The 21705-nt window shown below is 62.1% G+C and carries 26 protein-coding genes and 1 tRNA gene; 22 read left to right on the top strand and 5 right to left on the bottom strand.

Annotation, left to right across the window (positions count from 1 at the left end; translation table 11 throughout):
- The 9 genes from RMO23_RS09800 to tatC form a co-directional block, all read left to right on the top strand.
- Positions 1-178: HisA/HisF-related TIM barrel protein (locus RMO23_RS09800; RefSeq protein ID WP_309680943.1), on the top strand; the 178-nt coding region annotated here is incomplete at its 5' end.
- Positions 179-356: 178 nt separating this feature from the next.
- Entirely contained in the window at positions 357-1157 is an 801-nt protein-coding gene (gene hisF, locus RMO23_RS09795) for an imidazole glycerol phosphate synthase subunit HisF (protein ID WP_309680941.1), read from the top strand.
- Between the two features lie 144 nt (positions 1158-1301).
- Positions 1302-1700: a phosphoribosyl-AMP cyclohydrolase gene (gene hisI / locus RMO23_RS09790; protein WP_309680939.1), complete on the top strand. Its 399-nt coding sequence runs from the start codon at positions 1302-1304 to the stop codon at positions 1698-1700.
- A gap of 10 nt (positions 1701-1710) precedes the next feature.
- Positions 1711-2091 carry a phosphoribosyl-ATP diphosphatase gene (locus RMO23_RS09785; protein WP_309680937.1) on the top strand — a complete coding sequence of 127 codons (381 nt, stop codon included), beginning with the start codon at positions 1711-1713 and terminating at the stop codon, positions 2089-2091.
- A 24-nt stretch (positions 2092-2115) separates the two neighbouring features.
- A complete protein-coding gene (locus tag RMO23_RS09780; RefSeq protein WP_309680934.1) occupies positions 2116-2496 on the top strand; it encodes a hypothetical protein in 381 nt (126 codons plus the stop codon).
- Entirely contained in the window at positions 2493-2855 is a 363-nt protein-coding gene (locus tag RMO23_RS09775; RefSeq protein ID WP_309680933.1) for a histidine triad nucleotide-binding protein, read from the top strand. Before RMO23_RS09780 ends, RMO23_RS09775 begins: the two co-directional genes overlap by 4 nt.
- Positions 2856-3025: 170 nt before the next feature.
- On the top strand, positions 3026-3268 hold the full coding sequence (tatA, locus tag RMO23_RS09770; protein WP_309680931.1) for a Sec-independent protein translocase subunit TatA: 243 nt from the start codon (positions 3026-3028) through the stop codon (positions 3266-3268).
- 67 nt (positions 3269-3335) lie between these two features.
- Positions 3336-3797 carry a Sec-independent protein translocase protein TatB gene (tatB, locus tag RMO23_RS09765; protein ID WP_309680929.1) on the top strand — a complete coding sequence of 154 codons (462 nt, stop codon included), beginning with the start codon at positions 3336-3338 and terminating at the stop codon, positions 3795-3797.
- A gap of 94 nt (positions 3798-3891) precedes the next feature.
- On the top strand, positions 3892-4692 hold the full coding sequence (tatC, locus tag RMO23_RS09760) for a twin-arginine translocase subunit TatC (RefSeq protein WP_309680927.1): 801 nt from the start codon (positions 3892-3894) through the stop codon (positions 4690-4692).
- A gap of 20 nt (positions 4693-4712) precedes the next feature.
- On the opposite strand, the gene RMO23_RS09755 is transcribed toward tatC, so the two are convergent.
- Positions 4713-5870 carry a trypsin-like peptidase domain-containing protein gene (locus tag RMO23_RS09755; protein ID WP_309680925.1) on the bottom strand — a complete coding sequence of 386 codons (1158 nt, stop codon included), beginning with the start codon at positions 5868-5870 and terminating at the stop codon, positions 4713-4715.
- 165 nt (positions 5871-6035) lie between these two features.
- Here RMO23_RS09755 and RMO23_RS09750 point away from each other — a divergent pair, with 165 nt between their 5' ends.
- Positions 6036-6806, top strand: coding sequence for a Nif3-like dinuclear metal center hexameric protein (locus tag RMO23_RS09750; protein WP_309680923.1), 771 nt, complete (start codon positions 6036-6038; stop codon positions 6804-6806).
- Positions 6803-7849, top strand: coding sequence for a 4-hydroxythreonine-4-phosphate dehydrogenase PdxA (gene pdxA, locus RMO23_RS09745; protein ID WP_309680921.1), 1047 nt, complete (start codon positions 6803-6805; stop codon positions 7847-7849). The genes RMO23_RS09750 and pdxA overlap by 4 nt, the downstream gene beginning before the upstream one ends.
- A 103-nt stretch (positions 7850-7952) precedes the next feature.
- Here pdxA and mscL read toward each other — a convergent pair whose 3' ends face one another.
- On the bottom strand, positions 7953-8378 hold the full coding sequence (mscL, locus tag RMO23_RS09740; protein ID WP_309680919.1) for a large conductance mechanosensitive channel protein MscL: 426 nt from the start codon (positions 8376-8378) through the stop codon (positions 7953-7955).
- A 293-nt stretch (positions 8379-8671) separates the two neighbouring features.
- Between mscL and petA the strand changes: the two genes are divergently transcribed.
- The 6 genes from petA to RMO23_RS09710 all read left to right on the top strand — a co-directional run bounded on the left by petA (position 8672) and on the right by RMO23_RS09710 (position 13078).
- A complete protein-coding gene (gene petA / locus RMO23_RS09735; RefSeq protein WP_309680917.1) occupies positions 8672-9304 on the top strand; it encodes a ubiquinol-cytochrome c reductase iron-sulfur subunit in 633 nt (210 codons plus the stop codon).
- Positions 9305-9417: 113 nt separating this feature from the next.
- Positions 9418-10827, top strand: coding sequence for a cytochrome bc complex cytochrome b subunit (locus tag RMO23_RS09730; protein ID WP_309680915.1), 1410 nt, complete (start codon positions 9418-9420; stop codon positions 10825-10827).
- Positions 10828-10844: 17 nt separating this feature from the next.
- Positions 10845-11600, top strand: coding sequence for a cytochrome c1 (locus tag RMO23_RS09725; RefSeq protein WP_309680913.1), 756 nt, complete (start codon positions 10845-10847; stop codon positions 11598-11600).
- Between the two features lie 119 nt (positions 11601-11719).
- Positions 11720-12331, top strand: coding sequence for a glutathione S-transferase N-terminal domain-containing protein (locus RMO23_RS09720; RefSeq protein WP_309680911.1), 612 nt, complete (start codon positions 11720-11722; stop codon positions 12329-12331).
- 116 nt (positions 12332-12447) lie between these two features.
- Positions 12448-12990 (top strand): ClpXP protease specificity-enhancing factor, encoded by a 543-nt coding sequence (locus tag RMO23_RS09715; protein ID WP_309680909.1) that lies wholly within the window; start codon positions 12448-12450, stop codon positions 12988-12990.
- Positions 12991-13002: 12 nt separating this feature from the next.
- Positions 13003-13078, top strand: a tRNA-Thr gene (locus RMO23_RS09710).
- Between the two features lie 135 nt (positions 13079-13213).
- Here RMO23_RS09710 and RMO23_RS09705 read toward each other — a convergent pair.
- Positions 13214-13570 carry a hypothetical protein gene (locus RMO23_RS09705; protein ID WP_309680907.1) on the bottom strand — a complete coding sequence of 119 codons (357 nt, stop codon included), beginning with the start codon at positions 13568-13570 and terminating at the stop codon, positions 13214-13216.
- Positions 13571-13586: 16 nt separating this feature from the next.
- On the opposite strand from RMO23_RS09705, the gene RMO23_RS09700 reads away from it, so the two are divergent.
- From RMO23_RS09700 to RMO23_RS09680, 5 genes are all read left to right on the top strand, one after another.
- Positions 13587-14567 carry a M23 family metallopeptidase gene (locus tag RMO23_RS09700; RefSeq protein ID WP_309680905.1) on the top strand — a complete coding sequence of 327 codons (981 nt, stop codon included), beginning with the start codon at positions 13587-13589 and terminating at the stop codon, positions 14565-14567.
- A 136-nt stretch (positions 14568-14703) separates the two neighbouring features.
- Positions 14704-17469 carry a preprotein translocase subunit SecA gene (gene secA / locus RMO23_RS09695; protein WP_309680903.1) on the top strand — a complete coding sequence of 922 codons (2766 nt, stop codon included), beginning with the start codon at positions 14704-14706 and terminating at the stop codon, positions 17467-17469.
- A 48-nt stretch (positions 17470-17517) separates the two neighbouring features.
- Positions 17518-18759, top strand: a complete 1242-nt coding sequence (argJ, locus tag RMO23_RS09690) for a bifunctional glutamate N-acetyltransferase/amino-acid acetyltransferase ArgJ (protein ID WP_309680901.1) — start codon at positions 17518-17520, stop codon at positions 18757-18759.
- Between the two features lie 13 nt (positions 18760-18772).
- Complete coding sequence (locus tag RMO23_RS09685; RefSeq protein WP_309680899.1) at positions 18773-19651, top strand: ATP-binding protein; 879 nt, start codon at positions 18773-18775, stop codon at positions 19649-19651.
- 94 nt (positions 19652-19745) lie between these two features.
- The gene (locus RMO23_RS09680; protein WP_309680897.1) at positions 19746-20216 is read left to right on the top strand and encodes an NUDIX domain-containing protein; all 471 of its coding nucleotides are present in this window, start codon (positions 19746-19748) and stop codon (positions 20214-20216) included.
- A gap of 3 nt (positions 20217-20219) precedes the next feature.
- Here RMO23_RS09680 and RMO23_RS09675 read toward each other — a convergent pair whose 3' ends face one another.
- A complete protein-coding gene (locus tag RMO23_RS09675; RefSeq protein WP_309680895.1) occupies positions 20220-20807 on the bottom strand; it encodes a lytic transglycosylase domain-containing protein in 588 nt (195 codons plus the stop codon).
- Between the two features lie 65 nt (positions 20808-20872).
- Positions 20873-21705, bottom strand: an 833-nt coding sequence (locus tag RMO23_RS09670; RefSeq protein WP_309680893.1) for a His/Gly/Thr/Pro-type tRNA ligase C-terminal domain-containing protein, incomplete at its 5' end; no start/stop codon positions are given.

The raw sequence follows: 21705 nt of genomic DNA, 5'->3' as shown, positions 1-21705 counted from the left end.
CCAGGCGCTGACGATTCCGGTGATCGCCTCCGGCGGCCTGTCGAACATGGCCGACATTGAAGCGCTGTGCGAGGTCGAAAGCGAAGGCGTGCAGGGCGTGATCTGCGGCCGCTCCATTTATAGCGGCGACCTGGATTTTGCGGCGGCGCAGGAACGCGCCGACGAGCTGAACGGCTAGAGGCTCCCATAAATCCGATTCTCGGGCGCATGGCCGCGTTGCGCGGTGCTCGGAATCCTCATGCACCCAAGTGCATTCCGGTTCCTGCGCGCCGTGCGCCTTGCCCTGCATCCCGATAATCGAATTTCTGGAAACCTTTAAATTCCGCTAACTTTCTGCGCTAAGCGCCCCCAACCCTATGCTCGCCAAACGCATCATTCCTTGTCTTGACGTGACTGGCGGCCGCGTCGTCAAAGGCGTCAACTTCACCCAGCTGCGCGATGCCGGCGATCCGGTGGAAATCGCCGCGCGCTACAACGAGCAGGGCGCCGACGAGCTGACTTTCCTGGACATCACGGCCACCAGCGATGGCCGCGATCTGATTCTGCCCATCATCGAGGCCGTGGCCTCGCAGGTCTTTATTCCGCTCACCGTGGGCGGTGGTGTGCGCACCGTTGAGGACGTGCGCCGCCTGCTCAATGCCGGCGCCGACAAGACCAGCTTCAACTCGGCCGCGCTGGCCAATCCGCAGGTGATAGCAGACGCCTCGGCCAAATATGGCGCGCAGTGCATCGTGGTGGCGATTGATGCCAAGCGCCGCACGGAGGAAGACGAAAAACGCCTGACGCCCGAGGGCATACCCGCCGGCCCCGGTTGGGATGTCTACAGCCACGGCGGCCGCAAAAACACCGGGCTCGACGCCGTGGCCTGGGCCAGCGAGATGGCGCAGCGCGGCGCCGGCGAGATTTTGCTGACCAGCATGGACCGCGACGGCACCAAGTCGGGTTTTGATTTGGCGCTGACGCGCGCCGTCAGCGACGCCGTCAGCGTGCCGGTGATTGCCTCGGGCGGCGTCGGCACGCTCGACCACCTGGCCGATGGCGTGCAGATGGGTGGCGCCGATGCGGTGCTGGCGGCCAGCATTTTTCACTATGGCGAGTACACGGTGCAGCAGGCCAAGCAGCACATGGCGGCGCGCGGCATTCCTGTCCGGTTGTAACCCCCGTCGGACGCTCACTGCGTGTAGCGCCTTCCCCCCTGCCGGAGCGACATCTGCGGTCCGGCGGAGCCGGTCCCGCGATGTCCCTGAACGGGAAGGGCCGTTGAAATTGCTGCAATATTCAAATCTCCGACAATACACAACATGAACTGGCTTGATGAGATCAAATGGGACGACAGGGGCCTGGTGCCTGTCATCGCGCAGGAGGCGGGCAGCGGCGATGTGCTGATGTTTGCCTGGATGAACCGCGAGGCGCTGCAAAAAACCGCCGAACTCGGTCAGGCGGTGTACTTCAGCCGCTCGCGCGGGCGGCTGTGGCACAAGGGCGAGGAATCGGGCCACCTGCAAACGGTGCATGAAATCCGGCTCGATTGCGACAACGACGTGATCTTGCTCAAGGTGACGCAACTCGGCCATGCGCCCGGTGAGCCTGGAATTGCCTGCCACACCGGCCGCCACAGCTGTTTTTTCAGTCTTTACCAAGACGGCCAGTGGGTCGTCACCGAGCCGGTCCTGAAAGACCCGCACAGCATCTATAAATAATTGGGAAGCCATGTCCACCAACGACTCCCTGCAGCGCCTGGCGCGTACCATAGAAAGCCGCAAGGCGGCCAACGGCGGCGACCCCAACGCGAGCTATGTGGCGCGCCTGCTGCACAAGGGCCCGGACGCCTTTCTGAAGAAAATCGGTGAGGAAGCCACCGAAACCGTGATGGCGGCCAAAGACATTGATTGCGGCGGCGCCACGCCCGAACTGCAGGCCAAGCTGGTCGGCGAAGTGGCTGACTTGTGGTTTCATACGCTGGTTGCGCTGGCCCACTATGGCGTCGGCCCGGCTGACGTGATTGCCGAACTGGAACGCCGTGAGGGCACCAGCGGCATCGAGGAAAAGGCCCTGCGCAAGGCGCAGCAGCGTGATGCCTCCAATGATTGACCTGAGCCTGAGAAAGGATTGACCATGAACCAAGACATCGTGACCGTGGAGCCCGACGAGGGGCTGAAGACCTGGGGCTGGATCAGCTACTTTTTGCACCTGATCGTGGCGGTGGCCGCCGTGCTGCCGGGTGCGCAGGTGTCGATAGCCCTGCTGCTGATTGCGCTGGTGATGGACCTGGTCAAGCGCGGCGACGCGGCCAACAGCTGGCAGGCCTCGCACTTCAGCTGGCGCATCCGATCGGTGCTCTGGGCCGGCGTGCTGTATCTGCTGACGGCCCCGCTCTGGCTGCTGTTCCTGATACCGGGCTGGATCGCCTGGGGCCTGATTTCGATCTGGTTCCTGTACCGCATCGTCAAGGGCATGGTGCGCATGAACGCCGGCCAGGCCGTGGAGGCCGCATGAGCACCAGCGACCCGCATTGCCTGTTCTGCAAGATCATCGAAGGCAAAATCCCGTCCGACAAGGTGTATGAAGACGAGGAGGTGCTGGTCTTTAAAGACATTCACCCGTGGGCGCCGGTGCATTTCCTGATGGTGCCCAAGCAGCACATGGCGTCGATGGCGCAGGTCGGTCCCGAGCACGCGGCGCTGCTCGGCAAGATGCTGCTGCTGGCGCCCCGGCTGGCGCGCGAGCAAGGCTGCAACCCCTACCCCGAAGGCGGCTTTCGGATTTTGATCAACACCGGCGCCGAAGGCGGGCAGGAGGTGCAGCATCTGCACATTCATGTCATGGGCGGCCCCCGGCCCTGGCTGCGCGGCTAGCGCCAGGGGAACCTGTGCCGGCCAGACGGCACTAACCCGAAGACACCGGGCAAAAGACACAACCCGCCGGCAAGCAGGTGTAATAGCCGGCGCTGTCAGGCGGGGCCTTTAGAATCCCTACAGTGGTGTGCAAACCGGCAATTCCTGCCATTACAGATTAGGAGCAAAACATGGGTGGACTTTCCATTTGGCACTGGTTGATCGTGCTGTTGATTGTGGTGATGGTGTTTGGCACCAAAAAGCTCAAAAACATAGGCGGCGACCTCGGTGGTGCGGTCAAGGGATTCAAGGACGGTATGAAAGAAGGCGGTGCCGCGGCAGACGACAAGCCGGCAGCGCCCGCCGGTCAGGTCACCAATGCCCAGGCGGCCGACAAGACCACGATTGACGTGGAAGCCAAGCAGAAATCTTGAAGAGGATGTTGGCCCCCACGCCTGCCACTTCGTGTGCTGCGCTGCCCGGCGGCTGGACTGAACCCGCATGATTGATCTCGGCATCTCCAAAATGGCGTTGATCGGCGCCGTGGCGCTGATCGTCATCGGACCCGAGAAGCTGCCGCGCGTGGCGCGCACCGTGGGCACCTTGCTGGGCAAGGCGCAGCGCTATGTCGCCGACGTCAAGCAGGAAGTCAGCCGCTCGATGGAGCTCGATGAGCTCAAGAAAATGAAAGAGACGGTCGAGGGCGCGGCCCGCGACGTTGAAAACTCGATCCAGACCAACGCCAGCGATTTTGAAAAATCATGGTCTGAAACCGCCGGCACGACTGTCGGCGGTGAACTGCCGGGCATGACGACTTTCCCCGAATACCGGCACCCGAAAAAGAACTGGCGACTCAAGGCCGGCGCAACGCCGCAGTGGTTCAAGGCCCGCTCCGGCGTGCGTACCCGGGCGCAGTCGGGCGCGGCCCGCGTGGCGCGGTTTCGCCCGCGCAAACCCACCTGAGCGCCATCATTGAACTGCTACCGGGCGTTGCCTGCCAGCCCAGCCCCGTGGCAAGCCCGGGGCGCACCTAATCCAACTCCCGCTTAAAGCCTTCATGTCCGATCCCGATACCGACAAACCCGACGAACTCGCGGGCACCGAACAACCCTTTGTGCAGCACCTGATGGAGCTGCGCGACCGGATGATCAAGGCGGTGATTGCCATTGGCGTGGTGGCCGCCGTGCTGGCGCTGTTCCCGGGCCCGGGCGCGCTGTACGACCTGCTGGCCGCGCCGCTGATTGCCACGCTGCCCAAGGGCGCCACCCTGATTGCCACCAACGTGGTTTCGCCATTCGTCGTGCCGATCAAGATTCTTTTCATGGCCGCCTTCATGATTGCGCTGCCGGTGGTGCTGTACCAGGTCTGGGCCTTTGTGGCGCCAGGCCTGTACTCGCACGAGAAAAAGCTCGTCATGCCGCTGGTGATTTCCAGCACCCTGCTGTTTTTCTTTGGCGTGGCGTTTTGCTACTACTTTGTGTTTGGCCAGGTGTTCAAGTTCATCCAGAGCTTTGCCCCCAAGTCGATCACCGCCGCGCCTGACATTGAGGAGTACCTGAACTTTGTCATCGGCATGTTCCTGGCGTTCGGGCTGGCGTTCGAGGTGCCGATTGCCGTGATCCTGCTGGTGCGCATGGGCGTGCTCAGCGTCGCCCAGTTGCGCCAGTACCGCGGTTATTTCTGGGTGGTTGCCGCCATTGGCACCGCGCTGGTCACACCGCCCGACGCGGGTTCCATGATCATGCTGCTGATGGTGGTGGGCGGCCTGTACGAAATCGGCATTCTGGCGGCCCAGGTGTTCGTCAAGCACACCAAGGCGCCAGAGGCCGAAGCCGACAGCGAAACCGCCAAGCCCTGACGCCCTGGCGTTTTAGCGCTTCAGCGCTGAACCTTGGGCCGCTGGCGTTTGCCGGGGGTCACGGCAATTTCGCTGGTTTTTTCGGCGCGCAGCACGGTCAAGGGCGCGGGTGTGCCGGGTTTTAGCGCCGCCACCGCGGTCAGCAGTTGGCTCACATTGCCCACGGCCTGGCCATTGACGGCGGTGATCACGTCGCCGGGCTGGATGCCGGCCTGCGCCGCCGGGCCGTTTTGCAGCACGCCGGTGATGATCACGCCGCCGGCTTTCACGGCGCCGGGCTTGAGGTTGAAGGTCTCGGCCAGCTCGGCATTCAGATCCTGCGGCTCCACGCCAATCCAGCCGCGCGTGACCTGGCCGTCTTTCACGATGCCTTCCAGCACCTGCTTGGCGGTGGACACCGGAATGGCAAAGCCAATGCCCATGGAACCGCCCGAGCGCGAGTAAATCGCGGTGTTGATGCCCATCAGGTTGCCGTTGACATCGACCAGCGCGCCGCCCGAGTTGCCGGGGTTGATGGCGGCATCGGTCTGGATGAAGTTCTCAAAAGTGTTGATGCCCAGCTGGTTGCGGCCCAGCGCGCTGACAATGCCGCCGGTCACGGTCTGGCCGACGCCAAACGGATTGCCAATCGCCAGCACCGGGTCGCCCACCTGCAGCGCGTCGGAGTTGCCCAGCACGATGACCGGCAGCTTGTCCAGGTCAATCTTCAGAATCGCCAGATCGGTGTCGGGGTCGGTGCCAATCACCTGGGCCTTGGCCTTGCGCGTGTCGTTGAGGATGACTTCAATCTCGTCGGCGCCCTCGACCACATGGTTGTTGGTCAGGATGTAGCCGGCGCTGCTGATGATGACGCCGCTGCCCAGGCCGCCCTGCGGTTCGCTGCGGCCCTGGTCGCCAAAGAAAAACTTGAACCAGGGGTCGTCGGCGTTCGGGTTTTTGGCCGCCGCCTTGCTGGTGTTGATGCTGATCACCGCCGCCGAGGCGGCTTTGGCGGCGACGCTGAAGCTGCCGGCCGGGGCCGTGCCGCGCGCCGCGCTGCTGGCCGGAGCTTCGATGATGGACACGCCGCCCAGCGAGGTGCTTTGGTGCAGCCACTGTGGCTTGAGCGTGGCCACCACAAAATAAGCCGCCAGCAAAATCGTGACGGTCTGCGAGAACAGGAGCCAGGTGCGCTTCATGGGGTCCAACAGGTGAAAAAAATGGAGTCAGGGCGTGTCGGTTGACAGGGATTGATTTTGCGCCACCCGCAGCGTGCGGGGCTTGCATCATGTGAATTGTCCCTCAAGTCGGGTGCACCGGACGACTCGCCGTTTGAAGTGGTTTTAGCTGAGACAATCCATGCCATGAACCCTCCAGGCACCTCTCGACAGGAATTGCTGCAGGCCTTTGACGCGCTGCTGCAGCCCGCGCGCTTCAAGGACTACGGCCCCAACGGCCTGCAGGTCGAGGGACGGGCGCGGATTCGCAAAATCGTCTCCGGCGTCACCGCCAGTCGGGCGCTGATTGAAGCGGCGATTGCCGCGCAGGCGGACGCGATTTTTGTGCACCACGGCCTGTTCTGGCGCGGCCAGGACGGCACGGTGACGGGCTGGATGAAGCAGCGGCTGGCGCTGCTGCTGGCCCATGACATCAACCTGCTGGCCTACCATCTGCCGCTGGACGCCCACCCCGAACTCGGCAACAACGCCCAGCTGGCGCTGCAGCTGGGGCTCACCGCCAGGGGCCGCTTTGGCGAGCAGGAGCTGGGCTTTATCGGCGCCCGCGCAGACGGCGGCAGCTTTGCCGATGCCGCGGCGCTGGCCGGGCATCTCGAAAAGGTGCTGAATCGGCCGGTAGTCCATATAGGATGTGCGCAGTCAGCTATCAAAAACATAGCGTGGTGCACGGGCGGCGCGCAGGGCTATTTTGAAGCGGCGATTGCCGCCGGCGCCGATGCCTTCATCACCGGCGAGATTTCCGAGCCGCAGGCCCACTATGCGCGCGAGATGGACGTGGCCTTCATCGCCTGCGGCCACCATGCTTCCGAGCGCTATGGCGCTCCGGCCGTCGCGGCCCATGTGGCGGCGCAGCTGGGGCTGGCGCACCAGTTCATCGATATTGACAACCCGGCATGACGCATCCCCCTTTGCTGATCACCATGGGCGACGCGGCCGGCATCGGCCCCGAAATCATCGCCAAGGCTTTTCGCGATGCGCCCGCCGAGATGGCGGGCTGCGTCGTGGTGGGCGATGTGGCGACGCTGCGGCGCGCTGCGGCGCTGCTGGCGGCTCCCTTGGGCCTGCCGGTGGCGCAGCTGGCGGCTCTGGCTGATGCGTCGTCCGTACCGCCGCGCTGCATCCCTGTGCTGCAAAAATGTGAGCTGACTGCGCCCGTTCCATATGGGCTGGTCAGCCCTCTGGCCGGAAAAGCGGCGGCCGACTGCATTGTCTGGGCGGCTCGCGCCGTGCTGGCGGGCCAGGCCAGCGCCATGGTCACCGCGCCTATCCACAAGGAGGCGCTGGCCGCCGCCGGTGGCTGGGTCGCGGGTTTTCCGGGCCATACCGAGCTGCTGCAGGCCGAGGCGGCGGCCTTTCTGGGCAAGCCCGTGAGCGAGTTGCCGGTGCGCATGATGCTGGCCAACGACGAGCTGAAAACCGTGCTGGTCAGCATCCACCTGTCGCTCAGGCACGCCATAGCGGCCGTGACCTTTGACAATGTGCTGCAAACCCTGCGCATCACGCACCAGGCGGTGGGCGCCGGTCTGGGCAGTTCGGGAAGCAGGCCGCGCATCGCCGTGGCCGGCCTGAATCCGCATGCGGGAGAGGGCGGGCTGTTTGGCGACGAGGAGCAGGCCATCATCGCCCCGGCCATCGCCGCGGCACGGGCCGAAGGCCTGGACGTGAGCGGTCCCTTCGCCCCTGACACCGTGTTCATGCGCGCCCGCAGCACGCCGGCCAGGCCCGGCGAGTTTGACGTGGTGGTGGCGATGTACCACGACCAGGGGCTGATTCCGGTGAAATACCTCGGCGTGGAGCAGGGCGTCAATGTGACGCTGGGACTGCCGCTGGTGCGCACCAGCCCGGATCACGGCACCGCGTTTGACATTGCGGGCAGCGGCCGGGCCGATTTCTCCAGCCTGCTGGCCGCCATTCGCATGGCGCGCCGATTGGCACATTGAATTGGGGGCAAAAAGCGCCTGCAGCCCAATAAGAAAGGGCACAGGCTGCTATTGAATCAATAGCAACCTGCGCCCCGACAGGAAGGCTGAAAAACGGACAGGCTTACTTGCGCAGGCTGTCGCGGATCTCGCGCAGCAGCACGACTTCTTCAACCGGGGCGAGCGGTGCTGCCGCTGCGGGCTCTTCCTTCTTCAGGCGGTTGATCTGCTTGATCATCAGGAAAATGATGAAGGCCAGAATCGCGAAGTTGACCGCCACCGTGATGAAGTTGCCATAGGCAAATACCGGCACGCCGGCTTTCTTCAGGGCGTCCAGCGTGGTGGCGGTGCCCGGAGGTACCGCGCCCAGCACGATGAACAGGTTGGAAAAGTCAATTTTGCCGATCACCGCCCCGACCAGGGGCAAAATCAGGTCGCTGACCACGGAGTCGACAATCTTGGCAAAAGCCGCACCGATGATCACGCCGACGGCCAGATCAATCACATTGCCCTTGACCGAAAATTCCTTAAATTCCTGCATCATTCCCATAAGTTTCTCCTGTGGTTGCTAAAGTTATTGAAGATCTGTTTTTGGGGGCCGGCGACCTTCAGGGCGCGATTATGGGTGTTTGCGCTCTTTTGCCAGTCTTTTTTTGGGCTTGGCGCCAAACCAGCTGGAAAGCGCGGGAAAAGTGGGCATTTCATTCGCCCAACTGACACAGGCTACGCGGCCGGACTAGCCTTTTCGGCCCCGGTGTTGCCTTGAAAACCGGCAGCGGCCTCCGCTACAATCTCGGGTTGACCCTAAATGCCCTATTTCAAGCCAGTTCTTGAAGGACTCTCATGACCCAAGCAAGCGTAGTCGGTGTGCCACAAGGCGCGCCCGTAGAAGTAGATAAAGACAAAAGAAACTGGTTGGTGGCCTCTTGCGCCGTTGGCGGCGCAGGCGTCGCGGCCGTTGCCGTGCCCTTTGTCAGTACCTTTCAGCCCTCCGAAAAAGCCAAGGCCGCCGGCGCCGCCATCGAAGTGGATATTTCGGACATCAAGCCCGGTGAAAAAAAGACGGTCGAGTGGCGCGGCAAGCCGGTGTGGATTGTCCGGCGTACGCCCGAGCAACTCGCCTCTCTGCCCAAGGTCGATGCCTTGCTGGCCGACCCCAAATCCGAGCGCAAGCCCGATGAGCTGACGCCGGTCTACGCCCGCAACGAAAACCGCTCCATCAAGCCCGAAACGCTGGTGGTGGTCGGCATCTGCTCGCATCTGGGCTGCTCGCCGTCCGACAAGTTCCAGCCCGGCGCCCAGCCTTCGCTGCCCGACGACTGGGCCGGCGGCTTTCTCTGCCCCTGCCATGGCTCCACCTTCGACATGGCCGGCCGCGTCTATAAAAACAAGCCGGCCCCCGACAATCTGGAAGTGCCACCCTATATGTACCTGTCAGACACGCGTTTGCTGATTGGGGAAGACAAAAAGGCCTGAAGCCGCTTCCTGCCGCCGAGCAACTTCACAAGACCTTGCAGCCGGCGCCTGGTGACACGTTTGCAGACTGCCCCGGCGCCCGCCAAAAAAAAACCACCGAACCAGGATCAGTGATGGCTGAATTCAAAGAGATTTCCCCCGATGCCCCGCTCGCCGCCAAGGCGATGAACTGGGTTGACAACCGCTTCCCCGCCAGCAAGCTCTACAAAGAGCACATGAGCGAGTACTACGCGCCCAAGAATTTCAATTTCTGGTACATCTTTGGCTCGCTGGCCATGCTGGTGTTGGTGATCCAGATCGTCACCGGCATTTTCCTGACGATGAACTACAAGCCGGACGCGGCGCAGGCCTTTGGTTCGGTCGAATACATCATGCGCGACGTGCCTTGGGGCTGGCTGATCCGCTACATGCATTCCACCGGTGCGTCGGCCTTTTTTGTGGTGGTTTACCTGCACATGTTCCGCGGCCTGATCTACGGCAGTTACCGCAAGCCGCGCGAACTGGTCTGGATTTTCGGCTGCGCGATTTTCCTGTGCCTGATGGCCGAGGCCTTCATGGGTTACCTGCTGCCCTGGGGCCAGATGAGCTACTGGGGCGCCCAGGTGATCGTCAACCTGTTTGCCGCCATTCCCTTCATCGGCCCCGATTTGGCGCTGCTGATCCGCGGCGACTTCGTGATCGGTGATGCCACCCTGAACCGCTTTTTTGCCTTCCACGTGATTGCCGTGCCGCTGGTGCTGCTGGGCCTGGTGGTGGCGCACATCATTGCGCTGCACGAAGTCGGTTCCAACAACCCCGACGGCGTGGAAATCAAGGGCCCCAAAGCCCCGCGCGATGCCCAGGGCCATCCGCTGGACGGTATTCCGTTTCATCCCTACTACACGGTGCATGACATCTTTGGCGTCAGCGTGTTCCTCATGGTGTTTAGCGCCATCATTTTCTTTGCGCCAGAATTTGGCGGCTACTTCCTCGAATACAACAACTTCATTCCGGCCGACCCGCTGAAAACGCCGGCGCACATCGCGCCGGTCTGGTACTTCACGCCTTACTACTCCATGCTGCGCGCCATTACCAGCGAGATGGTGTATGCGCTGATCGCCTGCGTGCTGGCCGGGGCCGTGCTGGGAGTGGTCAAGGCCAAAGTCTCCGGCCTGATCAAGGCCGTCATCGTGGGCGCCGCCGTGGCGGTGGTCGCCGCCATGCTGGCGACCGATTCCAAGTTCTGGGGCGTGCTGGTGATGCGTGGCGCCGTGGTCATCCAGTTCTTCCAGCCCTTGCAGGACCGCAGCGAAGTCAAGTCCATCCGCTACCGTCCGGGCTGGAACAAATACCTGTATGCCCTGTTTGTCATCAACTTCCTGGTGCTCGGTTACCTGGGCGTGCAACCGCCCTCGCCGATTGGCGAGCGCGTATCGCAGGTCGGCACCCTGTTCTACTTCGGATTCTTCCTGCTGATGCCCTGGTGGAGCCGGCTGGGCAGGTTCAAGCCCGTCCCCGATCGCGTTATTTTTTCCGCCCACTGAGCAGGAGACTTGCAAGCATGAAAAAACTGATCCTCGCTCTGATTACCGCAGTCGGCCTGATGGCTGGCGCGCAGGCCTCGGAAGGTGGCATTGCCTGGGACAAGGCGCCCAGCAAGACCAACGATCTGGCGTCCCTGCAAAATGGTGCCAAGCTGTTTGTCAATTACTGCCTGAACTGCCATTCGGCGGCCTTCATGCGCTTTAACCGGCTCAAGGACATTGGCCTGAGCGATTTGCAAATCAAGGAAAACCTGCTTTTCACCACCGAAAAAGTCGGTGAAACCATGAAGGCCGCCATTGACCCGAGGCAGGCCAAGGAGTGGTTTGGCGGCAATCCCCCCGATCTGAGCGTGATCGCCCGCTCGCGCTCGGGCGCTGGCGGCTCGGGCGCCGATTACCTCTACACCTACCTGCGCAGCTACTACCGCGATGACAGCACGGCCACCGGCTGGAACAACCTGGCCTTCCCCAGTGTGGCCATGCCGCATGTGCTGTGGGAAGTGCAGGGCGAGCGCAAACCGGTCTACCTGGAAAAAGAAGAGCACGGCCACAAGGTGTCCGTCTTCAAGGGCTGGCAGCAGCTTACCCCCGGCAGCATGACCCCGCTGCAGTACGACCAGGCCATGGGCGACCTCGTGGGTTACATGCAATGGATGGCCGAACCGGCCCAGAACACCCGTGTTCGCATTGGTGTGTGGGTGCTGATTTTCCTTCTCTGCCTGACTTTCATCACCTGGCGCCTGAACGCGGCGTTCTGGAAAGACGTCAGGTAATTTTCTTTGCCGGTTGAGGTGGCCGGGGTGTGCCCCGGTGCACGCCGGCATCTTCGGAGTGGAGGGTTCTAAGTGTTGATTCTTGGCCTCCGCTCTTTTGTTTTCAGGAGTTCCGAATCATGATGGTCCTTTATTCAGGCACGACCTGCCCCTTCTCGCACCGCTGCCGTTTTGTGCTGTTTGAAAAAGGCATGGATTTCGAGATCCGCGACGTGGATCTGTACAACAAGCCCGAAGACATCAATGTGATGAACCCCTACGGCCAGGTTCCGATTCTGGTTGAGCGGGACCTGATCCTGTACGAGTCGAACATCATCAACGAGTACATCGACGAGCGCTTCCCGCACCCCCAACTCATGCCGGGCGATCCGGTGGACCGCGCGCGCGTTCGCCTGTTCCTGCTGAACTTTGAAAAAGAGCTGTTTGTTCACGTCAGCACGCTCGAATCGCGTGCCGCCAAGGGCAACGAAAAGACACTGGAAAAAGCCCGCGCCCACATTCGGGACCGCCTGACGCAACTCGCGCCGATTTTCCTGAAAAACAAGTTCATGCTGGGTGACAACTTCTCCATGCTCGACGTGGCGATCGCACCGCTGCTGTGGCGCCTCGATTACTACGGCATCGATCTGTCGAAGAATGCCGCGCCGTTGCTCAAGTACGCCGAGCGCATTTTCTCGCGCCCCGCCTACATTGAGGCGCTGACGCCGTCAGAAAAGGTCATGCGCAAGTAATATGACCCCCACGCTTGCCACTTCGTGTGCTTCGCTGCCCCCCGAGGGGGGCTGGCCTTGCTTGGGGCAGTCCGGCGCTGCGGCGGCTGGCCTGGGTTTAACACTTGACTGAATTCATGAACGCGCTGGACTCCACCTCGACGCGCCCGTACCTGATACGGGCGCTCTACGAATGGTGCACCGACAACGGCTTCACACCCTATGTGGCCGTGGCGGTGGACGAAACCGTGCAGGTGCCGCGCGAGTACGTGAAGAACAACGAAATCGTACTCAACATCAGCTTTGATGCGACCAGTTCGCTGCAGCTGGGCAATGAGTTCATCGAGTTCAAGGCCCGTTTTGCCGGCAGCGCGCGCGAGATCATGGTGCCGATTGGCCGCGTGATTGCCATCTATGCCCGCGAGAACGGGCAGGGCATGGCGTTTCCGGTGGGGTCGTCGCCGGCCGCTTCCCCGGCGGCCAGCGATGCCGCTCCAGCGACAGCGCCTGCCGCGCTGAGCGACGCGCCTTCGGCAGCGGCGACGCACGACGCGCCCGACAGCAAGATCATGCAACTGGTGCCGGACACCCCGTCCCCTGCGGGCGGGCAGGACCCCGATTCCCCCGAGCCACCCAAATCACCACCCCGGACCCGGCCGTCCCTCAAACGCGTCAAGTAAAATCGAATCCGTGCCGCTTTAGCTCAGTTGGTAGAGCAACCGCCTTGTAAGCGGTAGGTCGTCAGTTCGATTCCGACAAGCGGCACCATAAAATCAGTCGCTAGCCCTTGCAGTACAGGGGGTTGCAGCTACAAAAAACATAGCATTCCATGGTCTTGTCGCAGAATCAGGCGCCAGGGGCTGCGAAGCAAGCGTGCAACAGATCCTGGCAACCTCGGGGAAATTACTGCTTTTGGGCCATTAGTATCTTCAGCCGAATTGAGGTAACCTTCCAGCCTTTGCCGAGCAGGCGGGCCTGGATCAGGGGGAGAAGCTGGCGGAGCTTGGCCGCAGCGGCGTTGCCGCTGACCAGCAGGCACCAGCTGTCACCGTCAATCGGCCCGGCCTTGATGGCTGGACGCAGGGCATCTGGAATCAGTGACTCGATCGCCTGGAGCCGGGCGCTGGATTCGCGCACGCGCTCTGCCAGGCGTGCCAGCGACGGCGCGTTTTCAGCGGCCTGGAGAGCGCTGACAGTCTGATGGGTGTGCCGGGTTGTATTCACGTCAAGAGCGGGCCGGGTCCGGTCTAAGGCAAGCATTGAAAGAGGTAGACAAGTGCATTTGATTATCACGGATGCCTGGCTCGCCAAAAGCCGGGCCATCTATTTAAGTGGCACCAAGCTGGTGGTGGCGGGCTTCGTGGCGGCACTGGCCCTGATGCTGGTGGCCGCAGGCCTTTACCACTGGGTGTTTCTCAAGGGCGCCCGCGAGGGCTGGCCCGTGATTGGCGCCCTGGTCAAACTGGTGGTCAAGGACGAGGCCGAACAGCGCGACCGCTTTCTTCGCGAAAACCTGGACGTGATGGCCAAACGCCTCGGGGAAATGCAGGCCAAGATGATGCAGCTCGAAGCCCTGGGGGAACGGGTCTCGGGTCTGGCGGGCGTCAACCCTAATGACATCAAGGTCGCGCCCGGTCGCGGTGGCGTGCTGGTCTCCGGCCATTCACTGACCATGGAAGAACTTCAGGCCACGCTGGCCGACCTGGACCGGCTGACCGACCAGCGGGTTGACCTGATGACCGTGATGGAGTCGCGGCTGTTTGACCAGAAAATCAAGAAACTGATGGTGCCGACCCAGGAGCCGGTGGTGGGCGGCATGTTGGGCTCGGCCTTTGGCTGGCGGATTGATCCGCTCAATGGCCGTTCGGCGCTGCACACCGGGCTGGATTTTCCGGCTGACACCGGCACGCCCATTGTTGCGGCGGCCGGCGGGGTGGTGGTCACGCAGGAGGTCCACCCGGCCTACGGCAACATGCTGGAAATCGACCACGGCAATGAACTGGTTACGCGTTATGCGCATGCCTCCAGGGTACTGGTCAAAAAAGGCGACCTCGTCCGGCGCGGCCAGAAAATCGCCGAGGTCGGAACCACCGGCCGCTCCACTGGCCCGCACCTGCATTTTGAGTTGCTGGTGCAAGGCGTCTACCAGGACCCGCAGAAATTTCTGCTGGCCGGAAAAAACCTGAACAAGCCCGTGCTGGCCGCGGCGACTGCGCTGGTGGCATCTCCGAGCCTGAAGACAGCGCCAAAAAACTAGGCGCGCCGTCGGCGCTAAAATCAAAGGTTTGCGCACAGTTGAACTTGACTGCCGCGCCCACACCTAGGTCCGTACTCAATAAGGGATTTCGGCCGCATTGCCAGCTCATGGGAGCGGGCAGCGCGGCCTCGCATTTATGGCATCCAACATCCTGACCCAAATTTTCGGCAGTCGCAACGACAGGCTGCTCAAAACCTACCGCAAAACCATAGACCGCATCAATGCGCTGGAAACCCAGTACGAGCAGCTCGATGACGAGCAGTTGCGTGCCAAGACCCAGGAGTTCAAAGGCCGTGTGAGCGCGGGCGAGACGCTCGATGCCATCCTTCCGGAAGCCTTTGCGGTGGTGCGGGAGGGCAGCAAGCGCGTCATGAAAATGCGCCACTTCGATGTGCAGATGCTGGGCGGCATGGCGCTGCACAACGGCAAGATTTCTGAAATGGGCACTGGCGAGGGCAAAACGCTCACGGCCACGCTGCCGGTCTACCTCAATGCCTTGACCGGCAAGGGCGTGCATGTGGTGACGGTCAATGACTACCTGGCCAATCGCGATGCGCAGTGGATGGGCAAGCTCTACAACTTTCTGGGCCTGAGCGTAGGCATCAACCTGCCCAACATGTCGCGCGAGGAAAAGCAGGCTGCCTACAAGGCCGACATCACCTATGGCACCAACAACGAGTACGGTTTTGACTACCTGCGCGACAACATGGTGTACGAAGTAGCAGACCGGGTGCAGCGCGGACTGAACTATGCCATCGTGGACGAGGTCGACTCGATCCTGATTGACGAGGCACGCACGCCGCTCATCATCAGCGGCCAGGCCGAAGACCACACCGAGATGTACCTCGCGATGAACCAGGTCGTGCCCATGCTCACGCGTCAGGAGGGCGAGGCCGATCCGCGCACCGGAGAAGGCGTCACCCAACCGGGCGACTACACCATCGACGAAAAAACCCGGCAGGTGTTTTTGACCGAGCAGGGCCACGAGAGTGCCGAACGCATCCTCTTTAACCTGGGCCTGATTGCCGAGGATGCCACGCTGTACGACCCGGCCAACATTTCGCTGATGCACCACCTGTATGCGGCGTTGCGGGCCAATCTGCTGTACCACCGCGACCAGCACTATGTGGTGCAGGAGGGCGAGGTCGTGATCGTGGATGAGTTCACCGGCCGCCTGATGGCCGGCCGCCGCTGGAGCGAGGGCCTGCATCAGGCCGTCGAGGCCAAGGAAGGCGTGCAGATCCAGGCGGAAAACCAGACACTGGCCTCGATCACCTTCCAGAATTATTTTCGGCTCTACGGCAAGCTGGCCGGCATGACCGGCACCGCCGACACCGAAGCCTACGAGTTCCAGGAAATCTATGGCCTGGAAACCACCGTCATTCCGCCCAATCGCGTGAGCCGGCGTGAGGACCAGCTTGATCGGGTCTACAAAACCACGCGGGAAAAATACGAAGCAGCCATCAAGGACATTCGCGAGTGCCATGAGCGTGGCCAGCCGGTGCTGGTCGGCACCACGTCGATCGAGAATTCCGAGGTCATTGACCAACTGCTGGAAAAAGAAAAGCTGCCGCACCAGGTGCTCAACGCCAAACAGCACGCCCGTGAGGCCGACATCGTGGCGCAGGCGGGCAGGCTGAAGGTCATCACCATCGCCACCAACATGGCCGGTCGCGGTACCGATATCGTGCTGGGCGGCAACGGTGAAAAGCTGATTGAAGCGGTGGAGGCCGACGAAACGCTCGACGCTGCCGCCAAAGAAACGGAAATTGCCCGCCTGCGCGCCCAGTGGGCGGCGGAGCACGAGCAGGTCAAGGCGCTGGGCGGTTTGCGCATCATCGCGACCGAACGGCATGAGTCGCGCCGAATTGATAACCAGCTGCGTGGCCGATCGGGCCGCCAGGGCGACCCCGGCTCATCGCGCTTTTACCTGAGCCTGGACGATCCGCTGATGCGCATTTTTGCCGGTGACCGCGTCAAGGCCATCATGGAGCGGCTGAAGATGCCCGACGGCGAGGCCATTGAAGCCGGTATCGTCACGCGCAGCATCGAGTCGGCCCAGCGCAAGGTGGAAGCCCGCAACTTCGACATCCGCAAGCAGCTGCTTGAATACGATGACGTGTCCAACGACCAGCGCAAGGTGATTTATCAGCAGCGCAACGACATCATGGACGCCAGCAGCCTGCAGGGGCAGATCGCCTCCCTGCGCGAAGGCTGCTTCACCGACCTGACGCGACAGTACGTGCCAGAAGAAAGCGTTGAAGAACAATGGGATGTGGCCGGACTTGAAAAAGTGCTGCGTGATGAATGGCAGATCGAGTTGCCACTGCGCCAGGAAATGGAAGCCGCCACCGCCATTACCGACGAGGACATGCTGGGGAAAGTCATCGCCGCGGCGGATGCCGCCTTTGCCAGCAAGGTTGAAAAAATTGGCGAGGAAAACTTCACCCAGTTCGAGCGCATCGTGCTGCTGCAAAACATTGACAGCCACTGGCGCGAGCACCTGAGTGCGCTGGACTACCTGCGCCAGGGCATTCACCTGCGCGGCTATGCCCAGAAGCAGCCCAAGCAGGAGTACAAGCGCGAAGCCTTTGAGCTGTTTGGCCAGTTGCTCGACAGCGTGAAGAACGAAGTCACCCGAGTGCTGATGACGGTGCAGGTCCAGTCGGGCGAGCAACTGGAGCAGGCTGCCGAGGAGATGGAAAACCGGGCGGAAAACATCGCCAACGTGACCTACACCGCACCGACGGAGACCGGTGAAACCGAAACCACGGTCGATGAGGAATCGCAAAGGCGTGCGCAGTCCCTGCCCGGCAGCGCCATGCCCCGTGTCGGCCGCAATGACCCTTGCCCTTGCGGTTCGGGCAAAAAATTCAAGCTCTGCCATGGCAAGCTGAACTGAAATCCGGCCCTTTTTTCGCTTTCTTCCCCTTGTTTCTGGAGCCATGCGATGCCCGTCAATCTCGTTGCCACGCCAGCCGCAGACCTTTACCCCGTCCCTGGTGTGCGCTGGGGCATCACGGAAGCGGGCATCCGCAAGGTCAATCGCAAAGACCTAGCGGTGCTGCTGCTGGACGCGGGCGCCTCGGTAGGCGCGGTGTTCACGCAAAACCGCTTCTGCGCCGCGCCGGTGCAGATCTGCCGTGCGCATCTGGCTAAAAATTCGGGCGCTGGCGCAGGGATTCGCGCCATGCTGATCAACACCGGAAACGCCAATGCCGGCACCGGTGACGATGGCTTGAGCCGCGCCCACGCCAGCTGTATCGCGCTGGCCCGTGAACTCGATCTGGCGCCCGAGCAAATCCTGCCGTTTTCAACCGGCGTGATCATGGAGCCACTGCCCAATGACCGGATTGCCGCGGGCCTGCCCGCCGCGCTGGCCGATGTCCGGGAAGACAACTGGGCCCAGGCCGCCGAAGCCATCATGACCACCGACACCGTGGCCAAGGCGTTTTCAAGGCGCCTCACGCTGGCGGGCGTGCCGGTCACCATCACCGGCATCAGCAAAGGCGCCGGCATGATTCGTCCCAACATGGCCACCATGCTGGGTTTCATGGCGACGGACGCATGTCTGGCCCAAGGGCTGATGGCCCAGCTGGCCAGGGAACTGGCGGAAGGCTCGTTCAACCGCGTCACGGTCGATGGCGACACCTCGACCAACGATTCTTTCGTGGTGATGGCTACCAACAAGGCCCGGCACCCGCAGATAACTTCGCTCGACAGCGACGACGGCCAGGCCTTGCGCGCCGCGATGCTCGATATTGCGCGCAAGCTGGCCCAGGCCATCGTGCGCGACGGGGAGGGCGCGACCAAATTCATCACCATTGCGGTCGAAGGCGGAAAAACCGCCGAGGAATGCCGCAAGGTGGCCTATGCGATTGCGCATTCTCCGCTGGTCAAAACCGCTTTTTTTGCCAGCGACCCGAACCTTGGCCGCATCCTGGCCGCCGTGGGCTATGCCGGCATTGACGACCTCGATCAGACCCGCATCGATTTGTACCTGGACGAGGTGCTGGTGGCCAAAAACGGCGGCCGGCATGTGGACTATGTCGAGGCCGACGGCCAGCGCGTGATGAAGCAAAGCGAGATCACCGTGCGCGTGGTGCTGGGCCGGGGTGCAGCCAGCGACACGGTATGGACCTGCGATTTGTCTTACGACTATGTCAAGATCAACGCGGACTACCGCAGCTAATCCGGGTTGAAGCATGAACGAGCAGTTTGAAAGCCTTGTTGAGCGCCTTGTCTCGCGTGTCGAGTCGCTGGTCACGCGGATTGAGTCGGTCTTGCCGCAACCACTCTCGGCGCCCGACTGGAACGCATCGACTGCTTACCGCTACCGCAAGCGCAGTTCGGGCCACGGCGCGCTGGAGCCGGTCAGGCACATTGGCCGCATGAGTCTGCACAATCTGAAAGAAATCGACGATCAGAAAGAAAAAATCCAGCGCAATACCGAGCAGTTTGTGAGCGGCAAGCCGGCCAACAATGTGCTGCTGACCGGCTCGCGCGGTACCGGCAAGTCGTCACTCATCAAGGCTTGCCTGAATGAATATGCGGCGCGCGGCCTGCGGCTGATTGAAGTGGACAAGGCCGACCTGACCGACTTGCCCGACATCGTGGATGTGGTGTCCGGCCTGCCCGAAAAATTCATCGTCTTTTGTGATGACCTCAGCTTCGAGGAAGGCGAGCCCGGCTACAAGGCGCTCAAGTCGATTCTTGATGGCTCTATCGCTGCTGCCACGCCCAATGTGCTGATTTACGCCACCAGCAACCGGCGCCACCTGCTGCCCGAGTACATGACGGAGAACCTCACTTACACCCACACCGAAGACGGCGAAGTCCATCCCGGTGAGGTCGTGGAAGAAAAAATTTCACTGTCCGAGCGTTTTGGTTTATGGGTCAGCTTTTACCCCTTCAGCCAGGACGAGTACCTGACCATCGTGGCCCAGTGGCTGTCCTCCTTTGACGTCAGCGCGCCGGCCATTGAGGCGGCCCGCCCTGCGTCGCTGGTGTGGGCCTTGGAGCGCGGCTCGCGCAGCGGCCGGGTGGCCTACCAGTTTGCGCGCGACTACGCCGGCAAATTGTGAGCCCCCACGCTCCGCACTTCGTGTCGTTGTTGCCCCCCGAGGGGACTAATTTTCCCAGGGGCGGCCCGTCGGAAAATTGGCAGGCTGATCCGAAATGAGTGTTCTGGTAGCCGATGGCGACAGACCCCGTGAAGGCGGCCCGGACCGCAAAGTGGTCGATGTGGCGGTCGGCGTGCTGGTTCGGGAAAATGGCGACTTCCTGCTTACTTCGCGTCCGCCCGGCAAGGTCTATGAAGGCTACTGGGAATTTCCGGGCGGCAAGCTGGAACGGGGCGAAACAGTAGAGCAGGCGCTGCGCCGCGAACTGCACGAAGAAATCGGCGTCTCCATCGCTGCCATCCACCCCTGGAAGGTTGAGCTGGTCGACTACCCCCACGCGCTGGTCCGGCTAAATTTCTGCAAGGTGTTTGAATGGGTGGGCGAGTTGCAGATGCACGAAGGGCAGTTGTTTGCCTGGCAGTCGCTGCCGGTGACGCTGCAGCCGGTATTGCCGGGCACGATTCCTGTGCTGGTCTGGTTGGCCGAGGAACGGGGCTTTACCGATGCAACCCAGTTGCGGGCGTGACGTTCAGGCGCTCAATTCCCAGTTCTTGCTCGCACCCATCACCGCGCTGGGATAGGGCGCCTTGCCGCGCGAACCGTTGTAGCGGCCCAGACCGAGGAACAGATCGCCTCTTTCCCGGTCCAGGTAGTGGCGAAGAATCACGCAGCCAAAGCGCAGATTGGTCTGCATGTGGAACAGTTTGCCGGGGTCGCTGTCGCCGATCACGCGCGTCCAGAAGGGCATGACCTGCATGTAGCCGCGTGCGCCCACGTTGCTCACCGCAAACTTGCGGAAATTGCTTTCGACCTGGATCAGGCCCATCACCAGAGTCACATCCAGCCCGGCGCGTTTGCTTTCGTACCAGACGGTTTGCAGGAATTCCTGGCGGATCTGCCATTCGGGCTTTTTCTTTCTGAGCCGGTCACTCATGTTGCCCAGCCAGCGCAGGTAAGCGAGCCGGCTTTCGGTGTCCTTGAACTCTGGAACGGGGGGCGCCTGGTTGGCGACGGCTGAACTCAGCGCCGTGCGCACCGAGTCGATCATGGGTTCCTCGATCTGCGCGCCGGCCCTGGATTGCTCTGAAATTGATAGCAATGAGCACGCGAAAACCATGGACTGCAGGCATTTTCTTCTGGATAAATGCGCTGAATCCGTTGCCGGGGCAACGTCAGGTGCGTTCACAGGGCCAGTTTTCCCTTGAGGAAGTCAAGCGCCGTGGTGGCCTTGATCTTGCTCGTTTCGGCATCGCGGCGGTGCTGGTATTCGAGCTGGCCTTCCTTGAGACCCCGGTCGCCAATCGTGACGCGGTGCGGCACGCCAATCAGTTCCCAGTCGGCGAACATCGCGCCAGGGCGCTCGCCGCGGTCGTCCAGGATCACGTCCACGCCAGCGGCGAGCAGCTGGTTGTACAGCGTGTCAGCCGCGGCCTTCACCTCCGGGAATCGATCCGGGGTGATCGGGCAAATCACTACCGTGAACGGGGCAATCGCATCGGGCCAGATGATGCCGCGCTCGTCATGGTTTTGCTCGATCGCGGCGGCGGGCAGGCGCGTGATGCCGATGCCGTAACAGCCCATTTCCAGGAACTGCGGCTTGCCGTTTTCACCGAGGAAGGTGGCGTTCATGGCCTGGCTGTATTTGGTGCCGAGGTAAAAGATATGGCCGACTTCAATGCCGCGCTCAAACGCCAGCACGCCCTTGCCGTCGGGCGAAGGGTCGCCCGCCATCACGTTGCGCAGATCGGCCACCAGATCGGGCTCGGGCAGATCGCGGCCCCAGTTGACGCCGGTGGTGTGGAAGTCGGCCTCGTTGGCGCCGCAGACCCAGTCGGCCAGGGCAGCCACCTCGCGGTCCACCACCAGCCCGACCGGTTTTTGCAGGTTCAGCGGCCCGAGGTAACCGGGTTTGCAGCCAAAGTGGTCTTCAATCTCGGGAAGCGTGGCGAAGCGAAAGTTAGTGAGGCCGGGCACCTTGCCGACCTTGACTTCGTTCATGTCGTGGTCACCGCGCA

This window comes from Polaromonas sp., from assembly GCF_031411155.1.
GTDB lineage: Bacteria > Pseudomonadota > Gammaproteobacteria > Burkholderiales > Burkholderiaceae_C > Polaromonas.
The sequence above is the reverse complement of the archived record's forward strand: the minus strand, read 5'-3'. Positions and strand labels throughout refer to the sequence as shown.